The 19,882-nt window shown below is 31.1% G+C and carries 22 protein-coding genes and 1 pseudogene; 5 read left to right on the top strand and 18 right to left on the bottom strand.

What is annotated here, in order from left to right:
• Positions 1 to 277: 277 nt before the first annotated feature.
• The 8 genes and pseudogenes from ACREVU_RS03315 to ACREVU_RS03280 all read right to left on the bottom strand — a co-directional run bounded on the left by ACREVU_RS03315 (position 278) and on the right by ACREVU_RS03280 (position 5,699).
• Positions 278 to 1,225, bottom strand: a complete 948-nt coding sequence (locus ACREVU_RS03315; protein ID WP_431550202.1) for an L-lactate dehydrogenase — start codon at positions 1,223 to 1,225, stop codon at positions 278 to 280.
• An 864-nt stretch (positions 1,226 to 2,089) separates the two neighbouring features.
• Positions 2,090 to 2,242: a hypothetical protein gene (locus ACREVU_RS03310; RefSeq protein WP_431550201.1), complete on the bottom strand. Its 153-nt coding sequence runs from the start codon at positions 2,240 to 2,242 to the stop codon at positions 2,090 to 2,092.
• 62 nt (positions 2,243 to 2,304) lie between these two features.
• Positions 2,305 to 2,835, bottom strand: a pseudogene (locus ACREVU_RS03305) (N-acetylmuramoyl-L-alanine amidase family protein); the annotation flags it as partial.
• A 64-nt stretch (positions 2,836 to 2,899) separates the two neighbouring features.
• Positions 2,900 to 3,136 (bottom strand): DUF2922 domain-containing protein, encoded by a 237-nt coding sequence (locus ACREVU_RS03300; protein ID WP_431550200.1) that lies wholly within the window; start codon positions 3,134 to 3,136, stop codon positions 2,900 to 2,902.
• Between the two features lie 56 nt (positions 3,137 to 3,192).
• On the bottom strand, positions 3,193 to 3,417 hold the full coding sequence (locus ACREVU_RS03295; protein WP_216156516.1) for a DUF1659 domain-containing protein: 225 nt from the start codon (positions 3,415 to 3,417) through the stop codon (positions 3,193 to 3,195).
• A gap of 88 nt (positions 3,418 to 3,505) precedes the next feature.
• Positions 3,506 to 4,039, bottom strand: coding sequence for a sigma-70 family RNA polymerase sigma factor (locus tag ACREVU_RS03290; protein ID WP_431550199.1), 534 nt, complete (start codon positions 4,037 to 4,039; stop codon positions 3,506 to 3,508).
• Positions 4,040 to 4,146: 107 nt separating this feature from the next.
• The gene (locus ACREVU_RS03285; protein WP_431550198.1) at positions 4,147 to 5,340 is read right to left on the bottom strand and encodes a DnaD domain-containing protein; all 1,194 of its coding nucleotides are present in this window, start codon (positions 5,338 to 5,340) and stop codon (positions 4,147 to 4,149) included.
• Positions 5,341 to 5,456: 116 nt separating this feature from the next.
• A complete protein-coding gene (locus ACREVU_RS03280; RefSeq protein ID WP_431550197.1) occupies positions 5,457 to 5,699 on the bottom strand; it encodes a hypothetical protein in 243 nt (80 codons plus the stop codon).
• 175 nt (positions 5,700 to 5,874) lie between these two features.
• Between ACREVU_RS03280 and ACREVU_RS03275 the strand changes: the two genes are divergently transcribed.
• Positions 5,875 to 6,531, top strand: coding sequence for a hypothetical protein (locus ACREVU_RS03275; RefSeq protein ID WP_431550196.1), 657 nt, complete (start codon positions 5,875 to 5,877; stop codon positions 6,529 to 6,531).
• 65 nt (positions 6,532 to 6,596) lie between these two features.
• On the opposite strand, the gene ACREVU_RS03270 is transcribed toward ACREVU_RS03275, so the two are convergent.
• Both ACREVU_RS03270 and ACREVU_RS03265 read right to left on the bottom strand, forming a co-directional pair.
• Positions 6,597 to 8,003: a hypothetical protein gene (locus ACREVU_RS03270; protein WP_431550195.1), complete on the bottom strand. Its 1,407-nt coding sequence runs from the start codon at positions 8,001 to 8,003 to the stop codon at positions 6,597 to 6,599.
• Between the two features lie 398 nt (positions 8,004 to 8,401).
• On the bottom strand, positions 8,402 to 10,360 hold the full coding sequence (locus ACREVU_RS03265; protein WP_431550194.1) for an ATP-dependent DNA helicase: 1,959 nt from the start codon (positions 10,358 to 10,360) through the stop codon (positions 8,402 to 8,404).
• A 232-nt stretch (positions 10,361 to 10,592) separates the two neighbouring features.
• Here ACREVU_RS03265 and ACREVU_RS03260 point away from each other — a divergent pair, with 232 nt between their 5' ends.
• Positions 10,593 to 11,225: an SHOCT domain-containing protein gene (locus tag ACREVU_RS03260; protein ID WP_431550193.1), complete on the top strand. Its 633-nt coding sequence runs from the start codon at positions 10,593 to 10,595 to the stop codon at positions 11,223 to 11,225.
• Here ACREVU_RS03260 and ACREVU_RS03255 read toward each other — a convergent pair.
• From ACREVU_RS03255 to ACREVU_RS03225, 7 genes are all read right to left on the bottom strand, one after another.
• Positions 11,122 to 11,625, bottom strand: coding sequence for a DUF2726 domain-containing protein (locus ACREVU_RS03255; protein ID WP_431550217.1), 504 nt, complete (start codon positions 11,623 to 11,625; stop codon positions 11,122 to 11,124). The two genes, ACREVU_RS03260 and ACREVU_RS03255, sit on opposite strands and share 104 nt — an antisense overlap.
• Positions 11,626 to 11,642: 17 nt before the next feature.
• On the bottom strand, positions 11,643 to 11,855 hold the full coding sequence (locus ACREVU_RS03250) for a hypothetical protein (RefSeq protein WP_431550192.1): 213 nt from the start codon (positions 11,853 to 11,855) through the stop codon (positions 11,643 to 11,645).
• A gap of 217 nt (positions 11,856 to 12,072) precedes the next feature.
• Complete coding sequence (locus ACREVU_RS03245; protein ID WP_431550191.1) at positions 12,073 to 12,609, bottom strand: hypothetical protein; 537 nt, start codon at positions 12,607 to 12,609, stop codon at positions 12,073 to 12,075.
• Positions 12,610 to 12,626: 17 nt separating this feature from the next.
• The gene (locus tag ACREVU_RS03240; protein WP_431550190.1) at positions 12,627 to 13,235 is read right to left on the bottom strand and encodes a hypothetical protein; all 609 of its coding nucleotides are present in this window, start codon (positions 13,233 to 13,235) and stop codon (positions 12,627 to 12,629) included.
• Positions 13,236 to 13,419: 184 nt separating this feature from the next.
• Positions 13,420 to 13,629, bottom strand: a complete 210-nt coding sequence (locus ACREVU_RS03235) for a tyrosine-type recombinase/integrase (RefSeq protein ID WP_431550189.1) — start codon at positions 13,627 to 13,629, stop codon at positions 13,420 to 13,422.
• Positions 13,630 to 13,941: 312 nt separating this feature from the next.
• Positions 13,942 to 14,670: a flavodoxin family protein gene (locus ACREVU_RS03230; RefSeq protein ID WP_431550188.1), complete on the bottom strand. Its 729-nt coding sequence runs from the start codon at positions 14,668 to 14,670 to the stop codon at positions 13,942 to 13,944.
• 474 nt (positions 14,671 to 15,144) lie between these two features.
• Positions 15,145 to 15,753 (bottom strand): TetR/AcrR family transcriptional regulator, encoded by a 609-nt coding sequence (locus ACREVU_RS03225; RefSeq protein WP_431550187.1) that lies wholly within the window; start codon positions 15,751 to 15,753, stop codon positions 15,145 to 15,147.
• Between the two features lie 255 nt (positions 15,754 to 16,008).
• Between ACREVU_RS03225 and ACREVU_RS03220 the strand changes: the two genes are divergently transcribed.
• The 3 genes from ACREVU_RS03220 (at position 16,009) to ACREVU_RS03210 (ending at position 18,969) form a co-directional block, all read left to right on the top strand.
• Positions 16,009 to 16,161 carry a hypothetical protein gene (locus ACREVU_RS03220; protein WP_431550186.1) on the top strand — a complete coding sequence of 51 codons (153 nt, stop codon included), beginning with the start codon at positions 16,009 to 16,011 and terminating at the stop codon, positions 16,159 to 16,161.
• Positions 16,162 to 16,234: 73 nt separating this feature from the next.
• Positions 16,235 to 18,229 (top strand): oxidoreductase, encoded by a 1,995-nt coding sequence (locus ACREVU_RS03215; RefSeq protein WP_431550185.1) that lies wholly within the window; start codon positions 16,235 to 16,237, stop codon positions 18,227 to 18,229.
• A gap of 593 nt (positions 18,230 to 18,822) precedes the next feature.
• The gene (locus tag ACREVU_RS03210) at positions 18,823 to 18,969 is read left to right on the top strand and encodes a hypothetical protein (protein WP_431550184.1); all 147 of its coding nucleotides are present in this window, start codon (positions 18,823 to 18,825) and stop codon (positions 18,967 to 18,969) included.
• Between the two features lie 207 nt (positions 18,970 to 19,176).
• Here the strand turns inward: ACREVU_RS03210 and ACREVU_RS03205 are convergent, their stop codons facing one another.
• Positions 19,177 to 19,743 carry a diguanylate cyclase domain-containing protein gene (locus tag ACREVU_RS03205; protein WP_431550183.1) on the bottom strand — a complete coding sequence of 189 codons (567 nt, stop codon included), beginning with the start codon at positions 19,741 to 19,743 and terminating at the stop codon, positions 19,177 to 19,179.
• Positions 19,744 to 19,882 lie beyond the last annotated feature (139 nt).

The following is a 19,882-nucleotide window of genomic DNA, read 5'->3' as shown; positions in this document are numbered from 1 at the left end:
CAGCATTCGTTTATGTTTGTTTTTGTTTCGTTTTATTTCGTTTGTTTTCATTTTACTATATTTTAGTAAACGGTGTCAACATTTTAATCCTTTAGAATTATATTAATAAATCCCATTATCATATAAAAATAGAAATTTTAATGAATTCTTTTAAACAAATTTAGGTGCCTGCCTCTTGAGTTTTGCTTATAAAAGTAAAACTCAAAAGGCGGCACCTATTATAGTTGCATGGAAATTCGTTTGCTTATGCTGCTTTAGTACCAGAAAGCTATAAAGCTTATATCTTAGAATCTTTTATAACTTTCTTAAGTACCTTTGATGATTCAACAAGTTGGTTGTTTTCACTCTCATTGAGTTTAACTTCTAATACTTTCTTTACTCCATCTCTACCTATAATTGTCGGAACTCCCATATAAATGTCTTGGATTCCATATTCACCTTTTAATAAAGATGATACTGTAAGAATAGAGTTCTCATTACTTAATATTGCTTCAACTATCCTGTTTACAGCTAGAGCAACAGCATAATAGGTCGCTCCCTTTTTTTCAAGTACACTATAGCCTGCTTTTTTCACCTCGTTACATATATTAATCTTCATCTCTTCATCACATTTTTCAGAAGAAATATTACAGTAATAATCAACGTTCATACCTGCAATAGTAGTTAAACTCCAAGTAGCAATTTCTGAGTCGCCATGTTCACCCAATATATATGTATGTATATTTCTAGCATCAACTTCGAATCGCTGACTAAGAATATATTTAAGTCTTGAAGTATCAAGAACTGTCCCAGACCCAATTACTCTATTGCTTGGAAAACCTGAAAGCTTATAGGCTATATAAGTCAATATATCTACAGGGTTAGACACTATCACTAATATACAATTTGGGCTGAATTTTACAACCTCTGGAATTATACTTTTGAATACTTTCAAATTGTTTGCAATACAATTTAACCTAGTTTCTCCTGGTTTTAGACTAATTCCCGCAGTAATAATTACTATATCTGAATCTTTTGTATCGGAATATTCTCCGGAAGTTATATCTATAGGCTTTACGAAAGAAGCACCATGTGATAAATCCATCGCCTCCCCCTCAGCTTTTTCCTTATTTATATCTACAATTACAATTTCAGATGTAATTCCACTAGTCATTAGTGCAAATGCTGTAGTAGAACCTACAAAACCTGCTCCAATTATAGATATTTTATTTCCTTTTGTCCTCATATTAAAACTCCCCTTCTAATTATGGTTATAGTTGTATTATATACCAATTAATAATTTTAACCAATTATAGATGATATTCTATGTTATCATTTACTTTAATAACAAGGACTGTGAACTTATATACTTTCACAGCCTTTTCTTTATTCTAAGCTAATCCCTAGGGTTGTTAAAAAGGAGATAACTTTTAGTTATCTCCTTTTTAACATTCTAGCACATAATTAAATTTTACTTACTTTAATCTTTTTTTTGTAATTTTTATCATAATTAGCAAGTAAAAACTAGTCACTACGTTCCAGATTTTACAATGGGGTCAGGTACACTACCTAAAAATGTAAACCCATTAATATACTCTAATATAAATGAGTATATTAATGCTTTGATAGCTTATTTATGATTAAAATTGTTTACAATAAAATCATTTGGCTATAATTACAAAAGGTAAATAAATGATAGGAGAAGTGACCTTTTTAATGATGGAGAAGATTATATCTGGACTTTGTAGAAAGTGATATAAAATTAAAAGCAGATATCATCGCAGTTTCCTGTGCACTGGCTGCTATCGTAGATAAGATAGATTTAAAGCAAACTTAATAACTATTTTAGACGGAGGCATTTTTGTTATAAAAACCGACAGTGTTTTTATGAGAAATTCTGCTGTAAGTATTCTTGACGTGAGTGCTTCAAATTGGTATGACTCCTAATTAGAACAATAATAAACAAAGAAAAATAGCATTTTAATAGCCTCTTATCTAAAATAAAATTATCTCAAAACACTTATGAAATTTACAATTATTTGCTTTGTACCTGACCCCATAGAAGAAACTGGAAACAGTTTCTTCTTACTCCAATGATAACCTTCAACTTTTAACAGCATATTTTTTGTTTATCACATATCACCAAAACATCAGGTTGAGCTACATTTTTATTGTTATTCGAATCAATAAAAGTTACATCCAGTGGAGCCACAAATGGCCTACATTCCTTTTCTTTAAAATAAGTTTTTAAAGCAAAGAACATATTTCCGACTATGTTCTGGTGCTCAATTGAAGGTGAACCCAGATACCAGGTTACATAGCGATATAGCTTACACCTACTTCTGCAAGAATAGCTTTAGCTAATGCTTTAATAATTTCACTTTTTTTACTATCAAAAACATTATTATCATTTGTGTTATCAATAAACCCAATCTCAACTAGTACCGCTGGAGTCCTGGTTTCTCTCAGTACATGAAAGTTAGCCGCCTTTACTCCTCTGTTTACAAAACCCATAGCTACAAGTGAAGCTTGTATCCTTTTTGCTAACCCTTTAGACTTTGCACCTGTATTTAAATAAGTGTAGGTTTCAACTCCTTTAGCTTGTTCAGGCAGATACGCATTTCTGTGAAAGGATATAAAAAAATCGTATGTGCTTCTATTTTCAAATTTACTTCTATCTCTAAGACTTATCGTCGCATCACTAGTTCTTATTTCATCTACAATAATTCCATGCCTTCTAATATCTGAAGCTATAGCTCTACCTAAACACAAAACATCATTAGATTCTTTTCTTCCATTGTATAAGGCCCCACTATCTTCTCCACCATGTCCATAATCAAAACATAACCTAACCATTATTCTCTTCCCCCTTATTTAAATGTTTAAGCAGAAAAACAGTGCCCTCACAGGCACTATTTCCCTAAGCTAATTCAACATTGCTAGTATCTGTAGTAACTACCTTGGCATCTTTCTTACCAATTAAGCTACCATTAGCTGATGCAAAAATATTCTTTGCAATGACTAAATCCATGAGAGCATTTGCCTCAACATCTGTTACAGTTGGATTTCCAGATGCATCAGCTTTAATGTCATCTACAGTTAAAGTAAAATATTTACCTTCTGTAGCTGTTAAAAATCTCATTACTAATTTATGCATATCACTTTTCCTCCTTTAAATTATTTGGATAACAACTTTGAATCTTGAGCTAAGACCTACTCAGTAACTAAACTGTACTGATCTTCTCTGTCTAGGCCAAACAATGGATAAGTTTTGATGTTAGAAATTGCTTGTCCTACAGCAAACATGTCTTCATCTGATGCAGCAACTTTTAGATTACTTAATCTTTTTGTTGCATATTTGTCTTTACCTTTGATGTCAACACCTACCTTCATAGTAAGTTTTAGCGCACTGGCTACCTTTGTTGATACTACTGCCATGTTGATCACTCCTTTCTTTCATTTTGTTTTCATTGAATATATATGCCACTTGAAAGTTTTGTGCGGGATTTTAAAAAAATATATAATACTACATTAAGGACCGCAGTTTCTCTAGTGCCTTTCTCTTCATTCGTGCAAATTGATGGTAGCTTTTTTCACTATCACAGGCTATTTCTCCTAGTGGCTGCTCCAAAACATAATATCTCTCTAAAATATCACGTTCATCAGGATCAAGTTTATCAAGAGCTACATATAGTTTTTTAACTTCATCATAGGCGATTACTTCATCTTCTAAGGTGAATTCATAATCTCCTGCGGTGTCTATTTCTAACATATCATTGTTTGGTGTCTCTCTAAAATGTTTTATGTTCCCTTTTAAAAGAGCTTTAAAGTTCATTCTTATAGAATTTATGCAGTAAGCATTAAAGCTGTTGCTGCCTAGCTTGTACATTGCTATTGCTTTTAAAACCGAAAGATAACCATGTTGCACTAAATCTTCATAATTATAACTTGGAATATGATATTTTGAAGCCTCCTTGAATATTAGATACTTGAATTTTTCTGTTAGTTCTTGTGTAGCACTCCCCTCTTTACCTTTTGCCCTCTCAACTAATTTTTCCATGATATACACCGCCTTTTAAGTTTATTATGGATATTTTTAAAAAACTTGTTAGCATGCCTCTCAGCATTTAGCGTTACTCAGTAAATTAATATTGATCTTCAGGTACTTTAGTCTAAATCTTCAGCATCCAGATGTCCCAATAACTTTTTTTCTAGTGCCTCATAATCATAATTTCTTTGTTCAAAATCACAGAAACCTCCCTTTTTAATATTATGGCTTACACTGTTAATTTTTTTATTAGACCATTTTTTTTGATAAGCCTTTACACCCTCAGTGGTTTTTATGCCCTGACTAATCCAGCTATTAATTATTTTAGAAATATATTGCAAAGTTTTAGCATTATAAATAACAGCCTCCTCTATTGCCATGAGAATAACTTCGCTAGATACATGCTTTGTAAACTCTAATATTTTTTCGTATTCCAGTGGACTGATAACATGTATATTCTCATCGAAAACTTTAATTAAATTTTTAAAGCTCTCATCCTCTGTAGCAGTAGCTAAATTATTATTTATAAATGTTTCCTTTTTATTTATTACTTCTTCTTCTTCTTCTTTTTTATTTATTACTTCTTGTTTATTACTTATTACTTCTTCTTTATTACTTCCTAGGACCTTGCAAGCCCCTTCTAAGTCCCTACTAAGGGGTTTATTAATTTGAACTTCACTTGTTTCTTGAATTCTTTCATCTTCTACATCATAATAAATAGTATCTGGCTTTACTGTTTCTATTTTTTTTAAAATTTCTTCGCATGCCTTATCAATAGCCAATATTTCTTCTGTGTTTTTCTCCAAAGCATATTCTATAGAAGGCTTGTCCACTTTTTTAGTAGAAAATTTTAAAGCAGCCCTATCTTTGGCAGAAGAACTATCGAAAATTTCTCCTATGATATGGTTTTCAAAAATTTTCTCTACATCTAAACCAGCCCCCTGGCATTTATCAAATAATATTTTAACAAATTCACTATTCTTAACTTTTAATAATTCATTTTGAACACATTTTATTACATTTTGGCTGTTAGGTAAGTTGTATTTTATCCAATTTATAATCATTAACTCTTTTGTATCATCACAATAGAGGATCTTTTTATAATCACAGAATCTTTTAATTAGCTTTTCTACAGTTTCTCTGTTATATCCACAATCTGTCTCAATAGTTCGTTTTGAAATCTCATATACACCGCACTGCGTTGTTTTTGTATTTGTCATAAGGTACAAATAAAAATATTTTTCCTCCGGTGTAAGTTCGAGAACAAAGCTGTCACTCCAAAATTCAGTATGAAGTTGTCTATATTTAGCCATTATTTTTCCTCCCCCAAATATTAATTATAAAAACAGAATCTATTAGGTATCATCGCTGTCATTACTCAATAGATGATTACTTTCAGCGATAAATTCATCTCATTTCATTTACTGCATTAAATACGTTTGTTATCTACAGTTAATGGTGTAGGCAAAAAAATATATTCTCGATAATCTAACTGATTATCTGTACACCATTTCATTAGCCCATTGAAGAACTTAAGCCCCGGAGTATTATTCTTAACCATAACTCGATATACATGTGCTACATCTACACCAATAGCCTTTGATAGCTTTGTATAATTATTACCGAAACACTCTTTTAATAAATGTTGCAATTCAGCTTTCTTTAAATTCATCTAAATATCCTCTCCTTTAAATAATTACATTGTTTACAATTAATTACATTATCTACAACTAATATATCATACGTATTGAATGTACACAACACTTTTTTAAATTTATTTATGTTTTTATTTTTTCATTGACTACAAACAATAAAAAATGATATAATTCATATTAAGAGGTGATTATATGGTTGACCATAGTAAGTTTAATACAGTGACATTTGCCCTATTATTAGAAAAAGCAAAAGGCGATCGTTCAATTACTCAATACGCAAATAAAATTGGTGTAAGTGCAGCTCACATATCAAGACTACTTCGGAAATTAGTAAAATCACCACCTGCACCTGATACAATAAATAAATTTGCCAGTGATGCCTACAACGGAGTAACTTATAGCGAATTAATGTTAGCTGCAGGACACATAAATGATGAAGCGGAAGAAATCTCTACAGATGATGATAAAATTCAAACCGCTGAAAATAAGAAAAAAATTTTTCAAGCTATTATCACAGATCTATATACCCGTGATATTGAGTTTAGTTTGAATAAAACAATCAATGCGCCTGCAGATTTAATGCTTGAAATAAGTAACTGGGAATATTTAAAATGGTATATTAAAATTGTATCTTATGTTAACCCCCTAACAATTTATAACGTTTATGGGAAAATATCTTGTATGGAAGTGACATCAGATATAAAAATATCTATAGCAGTAGGTAATATAAACGAATTTGACCTTTTCGTTAATAACCCCCCTAAATCCCTGGGAACCAATCTTTATGTAATGCTGGTAGATTTAAGCCATGAGAAAATAATAAAAGAAGAAAAGCTATGCCAGTATTAAATGGTATAGCTTTTCTTCTTTGCTATTAATTTATCTTTATTATTCTTATTGTAATATTTTCAAATTTATATTACCCACTCATAAGACACTATATTTTCGTTTAAAAAAATGCTTGAAACTGAATCATGCCAATTATCTAAAATGACCACATCTTCAATATCTGTTACAGCTATTTCTTGGTTACTTTTATTATTACATATTATCTTATGGAGCTCTGCATCATAATTTCCCTGTTTATCTTTAGTTATTTTTGATAAAAAAGCACTATCAAAATATGCAATGAACTTATTTATCATAGTATTCTTATCAAATTTATGTAGCTCCATTATACTGTGTTCTTCTGTTTGTACCAATTTACAAACTAAATTATTATGGGTAATAACAATTTGTTCCTTTAACCTTTCGATAAAAGCCTCGTAATTATTCTGAGTATATTCAACATAGGAGCTTACTTTATCGATTTTTGTTATTACTAGTATGCTTTGTTTTGACGCCGATATAATACAGTTTTTTAATTCTTCTACAAATTTATCATCAACTAATTCTTCAGAAGTACCCGCTGGTATAAGAAATATTTTATTTTTTACTTCAAAATCAATATTCATCCCTTGATGCCCTACTTTTTTATGGCTCATTGAATCTCTAAATACAACTCCCCTTTTAAATTTTTTAGGCAAGATTTTTTTTGCTTTTTCATCACATTTTAAGACTATTATTGCCTGTTCAAAAAGTAAACTATAAGATACTACTTCATGAAACTCTTCCTTTTGTTCCTTTAATTTATTGAAAGTCTTTGTAGGTATAATAGTCTTTTCTATAATATTTTCCTCTTCCAGTGAAATTTCATGACGGTAACCATAAAAATTCTCTATCTTTAACTCCCAACATATTATATCATCAAGAAGTTTAATGAGCTCACTATTTATTACGTCATTGCACATATATTCTTGAATCTTATCCTCATTGTTATAAATTAGTTGCAGATCTTTTGCGATTTTCTGAAATCTTTGGAGAAAATTATTAGTTCTAAATAGATTATACACACCCTGAAATAAATCATTATTAACTTTAATTTTACTGGCATAATTTTGCTTTATACCTGCTTTATTAATTTCATCGGTAATATCTTTTTTAATATCAGATTTATATCCTGAATCTATATTTAAAGCCACTAAAACTAAGTCCCTAATTATAGCATTCTTATCTCTCGCTTTTAGAAAAAGCCTATTTTTAGTATTTTCAAGAATAGCTATATCTGTTTGAATTATAGTACTATTGCCTGATGATGTTATAGTTTTACTTAATACATTTTTGCCTTCTTCATCTACAAATTGCTGGCAGAAAGTAGTTTTTCCCGCTCCAGTACTTCCTACTAAATCAATAATCATTGGGTCTTCAGATTTAAATACTATTTTATAGAAATCTATAATATCACCTCTTTGACTAGAACTACATAAGTTTTCACATTTCATTATATTTCCCTCCATTTAAAACATTTTTAGATAGTATATAATAGCCCGTGTATTTTCATAATATTTGATTTAATGTAATTATATTCTAAATAAATTATTATTTCCACTTATTTCGAAATATAATAGAACATAGATTTGTATTTTATTTTAATAGTTTTTAAAATGCCCTAATTTCAAACTTTACAGCAAAATAAGTATCAATAGCTACTACGTAGCCACTGATACTTATTATAAATTCGGATAAATTATTTTTTGATTTTTACTGCTATATAATATGACTAAAAGCTAGTTCCTTTGTTCATTATCCCTCGACATAAACCACCAGATAGCAGGTTACATAGTGGGTGCAGTTAGTCGGGATTTCCGACATACTGAATTTTCATCTTGAAAAACATTATTTAAATATCCCTCTGTTCCAAAGTTTTGATTTTCACTCCTCTAGGTAGAGCCCTCATAACTACCTTTTCCCAAGGGGTTCCTATTACTTGGTCCATAACAGCTATTGCTCCACGGTCATCCTTAGTTCTAATTAATCTGCCACAACCTTGTTTTAACTTCAATCCCATTTCAGGGTAATCAACGGTTATAAGTGGGCTTCTCCCCTCTTCTTCTGCTTCTTTGCGTCTCATTTCGATCAAAGGGTCTAGTGACGGAAAGGGAAGCTGCCATACTACAACGAGAGATAAAGACTCCCCGGGCACATCAATTCCCTCCCAAAAGGTAGAACCTACTAATACAGATGTAACTTCTGCACGAAACTTTTGGACAAGGTATCCTCGCTCACCTTTATCCTCCCATAAAACTTCAAAAGGTAGCGCGTATCCACTAATTTCTTTTCTTATTTTCCTGACTTCCTTCAAAGAATTAGCAAGTATCAGCGCTCTTCCTCCATTTTCTTTCAGCAACCATAGTAATTGTTTGATTTTACGTAAAAACTTGGCACTGGAAGTGTCCTCAAAGGATGGCTGATGTAAATAAACCACCACCTGATTTTCAATATCAAAGGGACTTCCAACCGTTGATATTGCTGGATCTTTTAAACCCAGAGTCCGCGTAAGATAACCAAAATCCCCCTCATCACTTAAAGTTCCTGAAGTAAACACCACAGGCAATTTTCTCGAAAATAAATGTTTATCTAACATATTGCTCAAATTCCGAGGAACTACCCAAAAACTGCCGTCTGCCCTATTTACCCAAGTAATAACCTCTCTACCTTTATTCTTACCAAAGCTAGCTAATGCTGTAATTGATAATTCTATTTGAATTTCAAAGGTATGTAACGTGCTTTCCGGTAACGAGTCTATGTATAGCTCTTCATCAATTTGTATCTCTAAGAGCAACCGATCTAGTGCCTTATGAAAAGTATCAGCTGCTTTCAAAAGTATATCATCTGTGCGAACCGCCAGACGATCTGATTGCTCATCGTCTATTATGTTTTTATTAAGTTTTTCAAAAAAATTAGAAGTAGCCTTGTCCAAGGCAATTGTACTTACAACCAGTGAAGTTCTTGCTTCCTGGATTTCCTCTATTAAAAGGATAATATTATCAATATCTTCTTTACGAATTTGTCTTCCAGCACCCATAGCTGCCGGCAGTATCACTTTATGACCTTCATCAAAGATCACCAGCGAGTAATCTGGAATCATAGGCCTTTTACCGTCTGCAATTCTTTCATCCCTTGTCCACAGGTCCTGAAAAAAGATACTATGATCAGCGATAATTAAATCCTTGGAAGATCTGTAATGTTCCCGTGCCTTAACAAGCTTACAAAAGCCTCGTCTGAAACAGGCATCACAGGTCATAGTCTCATTCCATCCAATCTGTCTCCATATATTATCAGATATATGCGGCATTTCTGAGCGTTCACCTTTTGAAGTCCTGGCTAACCATTGATTAATCTCATCAGAGGCTGTGGCATCGCCAAACACTCCTCCCATTCCACTAACTCTCTCATCACAAACATACTGACGAGGATCCTTTGCCATTGGCGCATCTATTTCTAATCCCAGTATTCTGGAAAGTGTTTGAATATCTCCCTTTGGGCCTGCCAGCTGCTGCTGAAGTGCTGCTTGGGCACATGCAATTACTACAGGTTTGCCGCTAAACCTAGCATAGGCAATTGCAGTGAGTAAGTAGGCGAAGGTTTTTCCGGTACCTACCTCAGCCTCAGCCAGATGAACTTTTTTATTACAAACTGCATTAGCAAGCTGAAAAGCAGTATATATTTGCTCATCACGTATCTCATATCCGTGTTTCGGAAGAATATCGTAAAAAACATCGCCAATCCAATTCATCAACTCACTTGGAAACTCTTTTTTTGTTTTATAATCAAAGGGTGTCACTATTTTCTTATACAAAATTTTATCCTCCTGTTAAGCTATGGAATACCATAGAAAATATTATTTGAAAAATTACTGTCAGTAATGTACATGCACATAGTTTTTCTTTATATACTAAACATAAACACCCTTACATTCTAAACTTTTTCAATAAGTATTATAACATTAACAACGGAGAAAAAATTACATCTTTTAATAATTCTATAGATTCTACAATCCAGAGTACAACTAATATTTTAATATTGAAAGAATGTGGAAAACTGAAAAGGCGAAAGGAGAACTAACCTTATTTATAGGGGTTATGTTTGGGATTGGCGGATCAGCTTCTGCCGTTAAGGTACTTTCGTCAGCTGTTTCAAAGCAGATTTTAAAAAAATTGCCTCAGAAAGCATTAACAAAAACGATTTATTATCCAATTATCAAGAAAACTGCAGCTCTTATTGGTGTAAAGATAACTAAGCAAACTTTTGCTAAAGGTGTTTCAAAATCCATTCCAGTATTAGGAGGCATAATATCAGGGGGACTTACATATGCATCTATGAAACCTATGGGTAACCGTTTAAAGAATACTCTAGCGGAATCCATTGATTATACTGAAGCCGAGGCTAAGCATGATATAGAAAGTATGTTTACTTCCGTAAACGTACCTTTTACAGAAGTAGCTGCTGACACCAATGATACCGGTACAGTGGATAATGATAACTCCAACAAAAAAAATGCTTCATTTAGTGTTGCTGATGAGTTACTTAAGTTTAAAAATTTATTGGATATGGGTGCCATTACACAAGAAGAATTTGATGTGAAAAAGAAACAATTGTTAAATAAAGCTTGTTATATAACCTTAACTCCTCCCCACTCTCATTTGTGCTTACCCTTAAAATAGGTATGCTATATTTTCTAAGTATCTCATCCTTCATTTTATCACGTTCTAATTGTACTTTATTATTAGCATGAAAAGCATACCCATCAACTTCAACCACAAGCACCGGCATCTTATCTATCACCATATTCATTAGATTTTCAGAAGCAAATTCAGAGACTTTTTTGTTCTTACTTAATACTCCTAATAACTTTTTAGAATAACTGCGATAAAGCAAATCAAATACTGAAAATGTGGTACTATTGATAATTTCAAAATTATTATATTGTATATATTTTATTAAATCTCCTATATTACTATCCTCTGTTGATATATTACTATCAGAAACTATAAGAATTAGCTTGTCTTTTGCGCGTGATACTGCAACATTTATAAGATTAGGGTCATCTATAAAATCATTTATTTCATTTGCTACTGTAGTTAAAATAATAGTATCTTTTTCTCTTCCTTGAAATTGGCACAGCTCCTTAAAGAATGAGTGGTACTGAGTATTATTGGATATTCCTTTTGAAAATCTTCAAAATTTTTCCATAGTGCATCTATTGAAAATATTGGTCTACTAATTTTTGTTATGAATTTATGAGCTAAATTAGCTTTAAGCACTTCCATGGAGTTTTTACTGTATAATTTCATTAAGTTTTCAAAATCAGCCTTTTCTAATTTGTTATTTAATAAGTTAATAGCTTCATTTAACTCTTCTATTCTTAATTCATAATAAGTTTTTTTAAAATATTCTACTATATCTTCGCTAGAGTTCTTATAAAATTTAAAACTTATGATACCATACCTAATTAAGTTTTTCAGTTTATGCCTAAATTTAAATAAATAAGAACATTGTTAAAAATAATAACTAAATAACTTCATACATAAATAAATTCAGTTCATTATCTTCAACGGCATTTAAAGCTGTTTTAAAAAACTTAGTCTTAATACTTCTTTTATTTACCAACTTCAAAGGTGCATTATCTCTGATTAGATACCTATGGTTTTCATCTATATCTCCACCATAACCTATTATAAATATATATTTTTTACACCCTTGTTCCTTTTGAAGTTTTAAAACATCATTTTTAATATCCTTATCATCATCTTTTATCCAGATTTTAAATTCAATTAATGAATCCAACGTTCCATTTTCTTTTAACAAGGCAAGATCACAATGATTCTTTGGGTTGCTAGGATACGGGCACTCCCAATAAGCAGTAAAAGGATACTCCTTTCTTAAAAGTTCCTTGAAAATCAAATAAACAAAAGTAGTTTCATAAAGATTACATACTCCATAATGATTCCTTTTGTAGTAGTTTGCATTTAATTTAAAAAGTTCATTTAGTTCGTGTTCTTCGCATAAAATAGCTTCAAGTGCAGAATTAAAAAAAACATTTATCATATCACTTTACCCCCTCATTAATTTTCGAAATTATGCTTTTTAAATACAAATACCTCAACATAGTTATCCATATGACTTACCCTTCTATCTGGTGTCATAATAACCGCCTCCATATTGGGGTAGATACCTTCTAACACATTTGAAAGGTTAGATAAACTATTTAAATTCTTTATAGAAACAAAGAGTATTACCCCTACATCAAACTCCGCCGGCTTAAAACTTTTTTTAAACTGTTCAATACATTCCACTTCATCATCACTATTTAAATTTATTTTTATATACTCAATTAAACTTCCATTTGTCACTGCCTTAATGTCGTTAAAATCAGCCATTCCCACACCATAGTCTTCTGATTCACACTTTTCTATCATATCCAAGTAAGCCTCAATATGATCCTGACTTACAAAAGCATCTACCCTACCGCTTAGCTCATCAACATTTATCTTAAGATTACTCTTAGAATCTTCTTCCGTAAATTCATAGTTTCTATCTACTATACAAATATCACTATCTTTGCATTCAGCTACAAATTTAAGCTGCCTATGTTTAAATTTCTCATTTATCCATTTAACATTTGTATAACATCTTATCTTAAAATCCGACTCATCAAGTTCAAAATCAAGCAATTCTTACACCTCATTTTAACTAATAAATATTATTTATTTTTAGTGTCTTAATTCACATTATCTAATAACCAATTACTAGCTATATGCTTTATTATACCAAATATTTCCTATAAATCAAATCAACTCCACCAAAAATTGTAAAAAATAATATTTCCTCAAAATAATTATATAGTGGAGGGAAATTTTATTGTTGTTTTGCTTTCTTTGAATATTTCTCATCTGGTAATAAACTCGGACTTGCCTGTTCAATAGCCTTATGTTTTACCTCAGAGTTTGATTTTGCATAAATCTCTGTAGTAGTCACAGATGCATGCCCCAAAAAATCTCTAATATAAATCAAATTAACGTTTCTTTCTAAGAGATGCATTGCCTTACTTCTTCTTAGCAAATCCAAACGTTTGGATTTCCTCCGGGTGACATTTAAAGAAAGGTCTCCGTAGCAACTAGGAATCACCGTAGGGCAGGACTGGTGGCATTCCTGGCTTTTGCATCGGAAGTCAATCCGGTTTATACCAATGCATATATTGATGCAAAGAAAATCAAAAACAAGAGAGCACCTAAACGCTTATTTATTCTTATAATTGTTTATAATAAAATTTATTTGAGTATAATTACAAAAGAAAAATAAGCACCCCAGGGGTGCTTTTGAAGGAGGAACGACTGAGATTGCTACTTTACTTTGAATGCTTGCCATTTTTTTCTCCCATCATTTATTCACAACTTTATTTAAAAACTTACCAAAACTCGTTGCTATTAGACCTTTAAAATTATTTGTCCTGCATTTAAAATAATACACATCAGAATTCCAGCCTTTTTCCTTCCAATACTCACTGTCTAAACCAATCAATCTATAGGAGAGCACCTTTTGAACTTGAAAGTTTATAAGAGCATTTAATGATGGTTTATAGTTTCCCTTGTTCATACTAAGATGTCTAATAAAATTCTCACATTCACTTTCTGTAATTTTATTATCTATATTTCTAATACTTCTACCTATTTTACCTGCATTAAATCCACCCCATTGAATCACCACTCTCTCCAAGTATTTTAGAGTAGATTTAAGCCCAGAGCCTTTAGTTGTAGATATAACTAGAACTGGTTTACCATAGATTTCAGGACGATGAAACCAGCTACAGGTTCTATCAACAAATGTCTTTAATTTTCCTGATACGTTTTCCATATAAACTGGTGAAGTTAAGATTATTCCATCACTTAATTTTATTTTCTCCATTATGCCTTCAGTCTGGTCGGTAAGTACACATCCACCTTTAACCAAACAATGTTCACAACCAATGCAAGCTTTTATATCATATTCGAACATATTTATTATTTCTACATCTATATTTTTGTTTTTTAATATTTCTTTAGCTTGAACAATAAGCCCATATGTATTCTTCTTTCTACTACTTGAATTTATAGCTATTACCTTTAGCATTTGCAATACCATCACCTTCATTTTTAGTATATCATTAAATTAAGGGAAATTTAAACAATATATGATTACTTAACAAATCTACTTCCATACTTATTGTGACAGTTTAAACATAAACAGCATAATAGTATAATATTCCTAAGAATTACGTCAGGTTTGTAGAAAACTACGGATTAAATTTAAGAGGTGATAAAAATCATAAATGAAATTCAAATGATTACAGATAAGGAACTAGGATAAATATTAGATTCATTGACGAAGGATTATAAAATGAGCACAGTATATTTTAAATTTCATGATATTATTCTTATTTTATGGTATACCAGCCGCAAAATTGTAGTTTATTTTTGATTTTTAATTCATCAAAAATGAAGAATACTATCTTGTGGCTGGTTTTCTTTGTATCTAGAAAATTCAATATAAAAAATAAAAGCATTTTCCATTTCTATAAGTGACCTTTTAATTATGCAATAAAATTTATTGCTTTTTAGTTTTATAATATGTTAGATAATTAGATATCATGCGTTTTGATTCATAAATAATATCAGACGTTCCTTCAGACACACACCAATTATAGAGTATTCCTCTTGAAATAATCAATATTTCCTTAGCTAAATCAATTGCAGCAATATTTCTTTCAAGTTCACCATTTGTTTGTGCACATTGAACTAAATAGCAAAGACCGTTTGGTAATCCTCTTTCCATAGATAAAAAGAATTCGTTACCATCTGTTATTTGCGCCTTATATAATTGTGTGGAACAATCATTTCCAATATCAATTACATACTGCATTTGCGAGGCAATATACTCTATAATTTTATTGCAATAAGAATTTGATGTTTTTAGTAAAGTTGGAAGTACGGTTTCTGAAAAATAAATATCACATATTGAATAAAGCTCAATAACAATTCCAGCTTTATTTTTAAAATGATGATAAAAGCTGCCAACAGAAACACCTGCTTTTTCACAAATTGTAGTTATTTTAACATTATCATATCCATGCTCTTTGATTAATTGAATTGAAATGTTATATATCTTTTCTTTTGTCTCAATGGCTTGTTTTTTTCGATTTGTAATTTCTTTCATAATATCATTTCCTTTTTTAAACTAACTATCATTATATCATACTAAATTAAATATGTACCAGTGATTATATGCAAATGCACCCTATATGAAAATTCACCTTGGGAAATTTATCATTATGATAACATGAGGAATAATTCGATATGGTGACCTATTTCCATATAATACGACAAGAAAGGGTTACATTTGCATTTTTAAATTTGATTATTATAAATTTAAATGTTAAGGTTTTAACATAATCAATTCGTTGAACTCATTATGTTAAATACGAAGGAGGAATTTTGTGAACAAGTATCAAAAACTTTTTCAGCCAATGACAATTGGCAAGTTGAAATACATAAAACTATATTTATAAAAATTTTTAACATAAAGGGAATTTACCTTTCAATGAGAGAAAAGCAAAGTGTATAAGATGTGCAGTAGTTAATCTGAAAAACATTCCACATAATAAACGTTATAATAAATGAAACTTTAGGAGGTTATTATGAAAACAAAAATATTTGAACCTATTAAAATTGGTAGTATTGAAATTAAGAATAGGATAGTAATGGAACCAATGGGACTTATGGGACTGGCAGACAGAGAAGGTGGATTTAATCAAAGAGCAGTTGATTATTATGTAGAAAGAGCAAAAGGTGGCGTAGGATTAATAATAACAGGTTTTACAAAAGTTGAAAATGAAATAGAACAAATGAAAATGCCAAGTTTTACTTGTGTGACACATAATCCAACAGCCTTTGCTAATTCAGCATATGAGTTAACAGAAAGAGTACATGCATACGGAACAAAAATATTTCTTCAAGTCTCAGCAGGTCTTGGAAGAAGTGCTAATCCAAAATTGTTAGTTACAAAACCGATTGCACCATCAGCTATACCTAACTTTTGGGATCCAAGTATAACATGTAGAGAGTTAACTACAGATGAAGTAGAGACAATTATTAATAGATTCGAAGAAGCAGGTAGAATTGCTAAAGAAGCAGGGTTTGATGGAATAGAATTACACGCTGTTCATGAGGGTTACTTGGCTGATCAATTTGCGATGTCAGTATTTAATAGAAGAACTGATAAGTTTGGTGGAAACCTAAAAGAGAGAGCAACTTTCCCCATAGAAATACTAAAAGCAATTAGGCGAGGTGCTGGTCAAGATTATCCAGTAACAGTTAGATATGGCCTTAGAAGCTTTATAAAAGATTGGAATCAAGGCGGTATTGATGTAGATCAGCCAGAAATAGGTCGTAACTTTGAAGAAGGATTAAAGCTTGCTAAAATTTTAGAGGAAGCTGGATACGATGCTTTAAATGCAGATGTTGGTTCTTATGATGGCTGGTATTGGGCTCATCCACCACTGTATCAAGAGGAAGGATTATATTTACCATTTACAAAAGAACTTAAAAAAGTTGTTAACATACCTGTAATTGTTGCTGGTAAACTTGGAAATCCCGAATTAGCTGAAGCAGCATTGAATGAAAATAAAGCAGATATGATAGGATTAGCCAGACCATTATTAACTGATGCAGAATGGCCGAATAAGGTTAAAAAAGGAAATGAAGAAAATATTCGACCATGTATTGGCTGCCATGATGGATGTCTTCAAAGAATATTTAGTCATAGACCAATATCTTGCGGAATAAATCCAGCAACAGGACGCGAAAAAATATATGGCATAGAAAAAGCTCTTGAAACAAAAAAAGTAATTATAATAGGTGCTGGAATAGCAGGACTTGAAGCAGCTAGAGTATCTACATTACGAGGACATGAAGTAGTACTTTATGAAAAAACAAATGTTATAGGTGGTCATATTCATGAAGCATCTGCACCAGACTTTAAAATGGAAGATAGACGCCTTTTAAGTTGGTATGAAAACGAATTAAAAAGATTAAATATAGATGTAAAAATGAATACAGTAGTTACCCCTGAGATTATTAAAGAATCAAAAGCTGATGTAGTTATTGTTGCAACAGGATCAAATCCAGTAAAATTAAATTTTTTACCTGGAATGGATAAAGATCACATATGTTGTGCTGAAGATTTACTTTTAGGCAAAAAGATTGCGGGAAATACTGTAGTTATTGTTGGTGGAGGATTAGTTGGCTGTGAAACTGCACTTTGGTTAGCACAACAAGGCAAAGATGTAACTGTTGTAGAAGGCTTAGGAGATGTAATCTCTGCAGGACCAACTATAAATCATGCAAATAAATCTATGCTGAAAGATCTTATGGACAAGCATCACGTTAAGATAATGACTAATACAAAGCTTTTAGGTGCAAATGACGAAGGAGTAAACTTAAGTCATGGAAATAAAAATATAACATTGCCAGCAGAAACTATCTGCATCGCAGTAGGTTATAAATCAGAAAATACACTTTTTCATGAAATCGAAAATACTGACGCAGTTGTACATATAATAGGTGATGCTGCAAAAGTTGCAAACATAATGAAAGCAGTTTGGGATGCTTATGAAGTTGCAAGAAATATTTAATGCGTAAACTAGATTCAGAAACATAAAATAACCAGAGCATATAATAAGTGGTTAAACTTACTTTTATGATATAATCAAAAGTAGTTTAACCACTTATGTTTTTTATAGTAGGACAAAAAATAAAAAAAGAGTAAACAATTGCTGGCTAGTAAAGATAAATTGTATTTTTTGATTTAATAAGTTTTTCATAACTAATCTCTCCTTAGAAAAATATTATATTTATATTTTGAAAATGAGATCGGAGAATTTTGGAAATCTAATCATAGTCAGATATATCCTGAACTAACAAAATTAGAAAAACAAAAATTGATTAGTTTTCGAGTAGAAATTGTCGGAAGTAAACTCAAAAAAATATTATACCCTTATGGATGCTGGAAAATCAGAACTAAAGGAGTGGATTTTCACCCCTACACCAGAGCTATTGGCAACTAAGGATGAGTTCATTTGAAAGTTGTACTTTATTGAGAGTAAAGATGACGGAAAATTAGAAAAGATGTTCAAGGAACAAACAGTATTGCACCAAGAGAAATTAGAACATTTAAATTTTAGAATGCAGACTATCTTTTCTTCGCAAAAAGAGAGAGAATTAAATTATGGTCACTATTTTAGAAACTGTTCGAAATAGGAAAAATCATGAAGCCAATCCATTTATATTAGGTAAGACAGGAATAGCAAATTATTTTAATAATTTACAGAAACAAATAGAATATGAGATTGAAAAACAGAAAAGCCACTTATAAATATTATATACCCAGAAAAGCCAGTGATAATTGTTTCACCATCTGTACACAGGAGCTAAGTTTGCAATTGATGCCATTGCTGCAGGTAAGCAGGGTGCTATTTCTATTTGAAGTAATCAAAACAGTATAAAAGGCACTGATGCTATTTAATGAATTGCATCAGTGCCTTTTCATAATTACCATTTAGAAAATGCCTTTCTATCATCTTTACGAGGAATATAGTTTATATCCATTTCCACCTTTAAGCTTGACTTCGTACATTGCTAAATCAGACTTATTAATTAACGTATCTGCATCAATTCCGTGTTCAGGGAATATGCTTATGCCTATACTTCCTCCAATAAATAATTGGTTTTCCTTATAAGTAAAAGCTGCGTTTAATGTATCCAAAGTATCCGATGCTGTTTTTTGCGCATCTGCAATGGCTTTCAAATTTCTTAGTATTATTATGAATTCGTCTCCACCAATTCTACTAACTGTATCCATTGATCTAATAATGTTTTTTAATCTCACTGCAGCGATTTTAAGAACATAATCTCCGGCCTCGTGACCATAATTATCATTAACATTCTTAAACTTATCTAAATCTATAAAAAGGACTGCAAATTTTTCATTTTTATCATTTAGTAATATATTAACATCTTCTAACATTTTTTTTCTGTTAGATATTCCTGTAAGAGCATCATAATATACAAAATGACGTATTTTCTCCTCCGCAACTAGTCTATCTGTATTCTCATTTTTCAGTTTAATATTTGATTCTTCTAATTTCAAAGAATATTTTTTTGGCTCTTTCTCATATTGTGTGGATTTGTAATATTATAAGTACTAAAATAGACGCATTAAACTTCCAATTATGATATACTTTTTACAAGTAAATTTTTCATAATTTAGGGGGTCAAAAATATATGTT

Source organism: Clostridium sp., from assembly GCF_050717535.1.
Lineage (GTDB): Bacteria > Bacillota > Clostridia > Clostridiales > Clostridiaceae > Clostridium_AD.
The sequence above is the reverse complement of the archived record's forward strand: the minus strand, read 5'-3'. Positions and strand labels throughout refer to the sequence as shown.

Bases quoted from the DNA above. Each gene is read 5' to 3' on its own strand.
- ACREVU_RS03315 (WP_431550202.1), bottom strand. From the start codon at position 1,225: ATGAGGACAAAAGGAAATAAAATATCTATAATTGGAGCAGGTTTTGTA.
- ACREVU_RS03310 (WP_431550201.1), bottom strand. From the start codon at position 2,242: ATGTTCTTTGCTTTAAAAACTTATTTTAAAGAAAAGGAATGTAGGCCA.
- ACREVU_RS03300 (WP_431550200.1), bottom strand. From the start codon at position 3,136: ATGCATAAATTAGTAATGAGATTTTTAACAGCTACAGAAGGTAAATAT.
- ACREVU_RS03295 (WP_216156516.1), bottom strand. From the start codon at position 3,417: ATGGCAGTAGTATCAACAAAGGTAGCCAGTGCGCTAAAACTTACTATG.
- ACREVU_RS03290 (WP_431550199.1), bottom strand. From the start codon at position 4,039: ATGGAAAAATTAGTTGAGAGGGCAAAAGGTAAAGAGGGGAGTGCTACA.
- ACREVU_RS03285 (WP_431550198.1), bottom strand. From the start codon at position 5,340: ATGGCTAAATATAGACAACTTCATACTGAATTTTGGAGTGACAGCTTT.
- ACREVU_RS03280 (WP_431550197.1), bottom strand. From the start codon at position 5,699: ATGAATTTAAAGAAAGCTGAATTGCAACATTTATTAAAAGAGTGTTTC.
- ACREVU_RS03275 (WP_431550196.1), top strand. From the start codon at position 5,875: ATGGTTGACCATAGTAAGTTTAATACAGTGACATTTGCCCTATTATTA.
- ACREVU_RS03270 (WP_431550195.1), bottom strand. From the start codon at position 8,003: ATGAAATGTGAAAACTTATGTAGTTCTAGTCAAAGAGGTGATATTATA.
- ACREVU_RS03260 (WP_431550193.1), top strand. From the start codon at position 10,593: ATGTGGAAAACTGAAAAGGCGAAAGGAGAACTAACCTTATTTATAGGG.
- ACREVU_RS03250 (WP_431550192.1), bottom strand. From the start codon at position 11,855: ATGAAATTATACAGTAAAAACTCCATGGAAGTGCTTAAAGCTAATTTA.
- ACREVU_RS03245 (WP_431550191.1), bottom strand. From the start codon at position 12,609: ATGATAAATGTTTTTTTTAATTCTGCACTTGAAGCTATTTTATGCGAA.
- ACREVU_RS03230 (WP_431550188.1), bottom strand. From the start codon at position 14,670: ATGCTAAAGGTAATAGCTATAAATTCAAGTAGTAGAAAGAAGAATACA.
- ACREVU_RS03225 (WP_431550187.1), bottom strand. From the start codon at position 15,753: ATGAAAGAAATTACAAATCGAAAAAAACAAGCCATTGAGACAAAAGAA.
- ACREVU_RS03220 (WP_431550186.1), top strand. From the start codon at position 16,009: ATGTTAAATACGAAGGAGGAATTTTGTGAACAAGTATCAAAAACTTTT.
- ACREVU_RS03215 (WP_431550185.1), top strand. From the start codon at position 16,235: ATGAAAACAAAAATATTTGAACCTATTAAAATTGGTAGTATTGAAATT.
- ACREVU_RS03210 (WP_431550184.1), top strand. From the start codon at position 18,823: ATGGTCACTATTTTAGAAACTGTTCGAAATAGGAAAAATCATGAAGCC.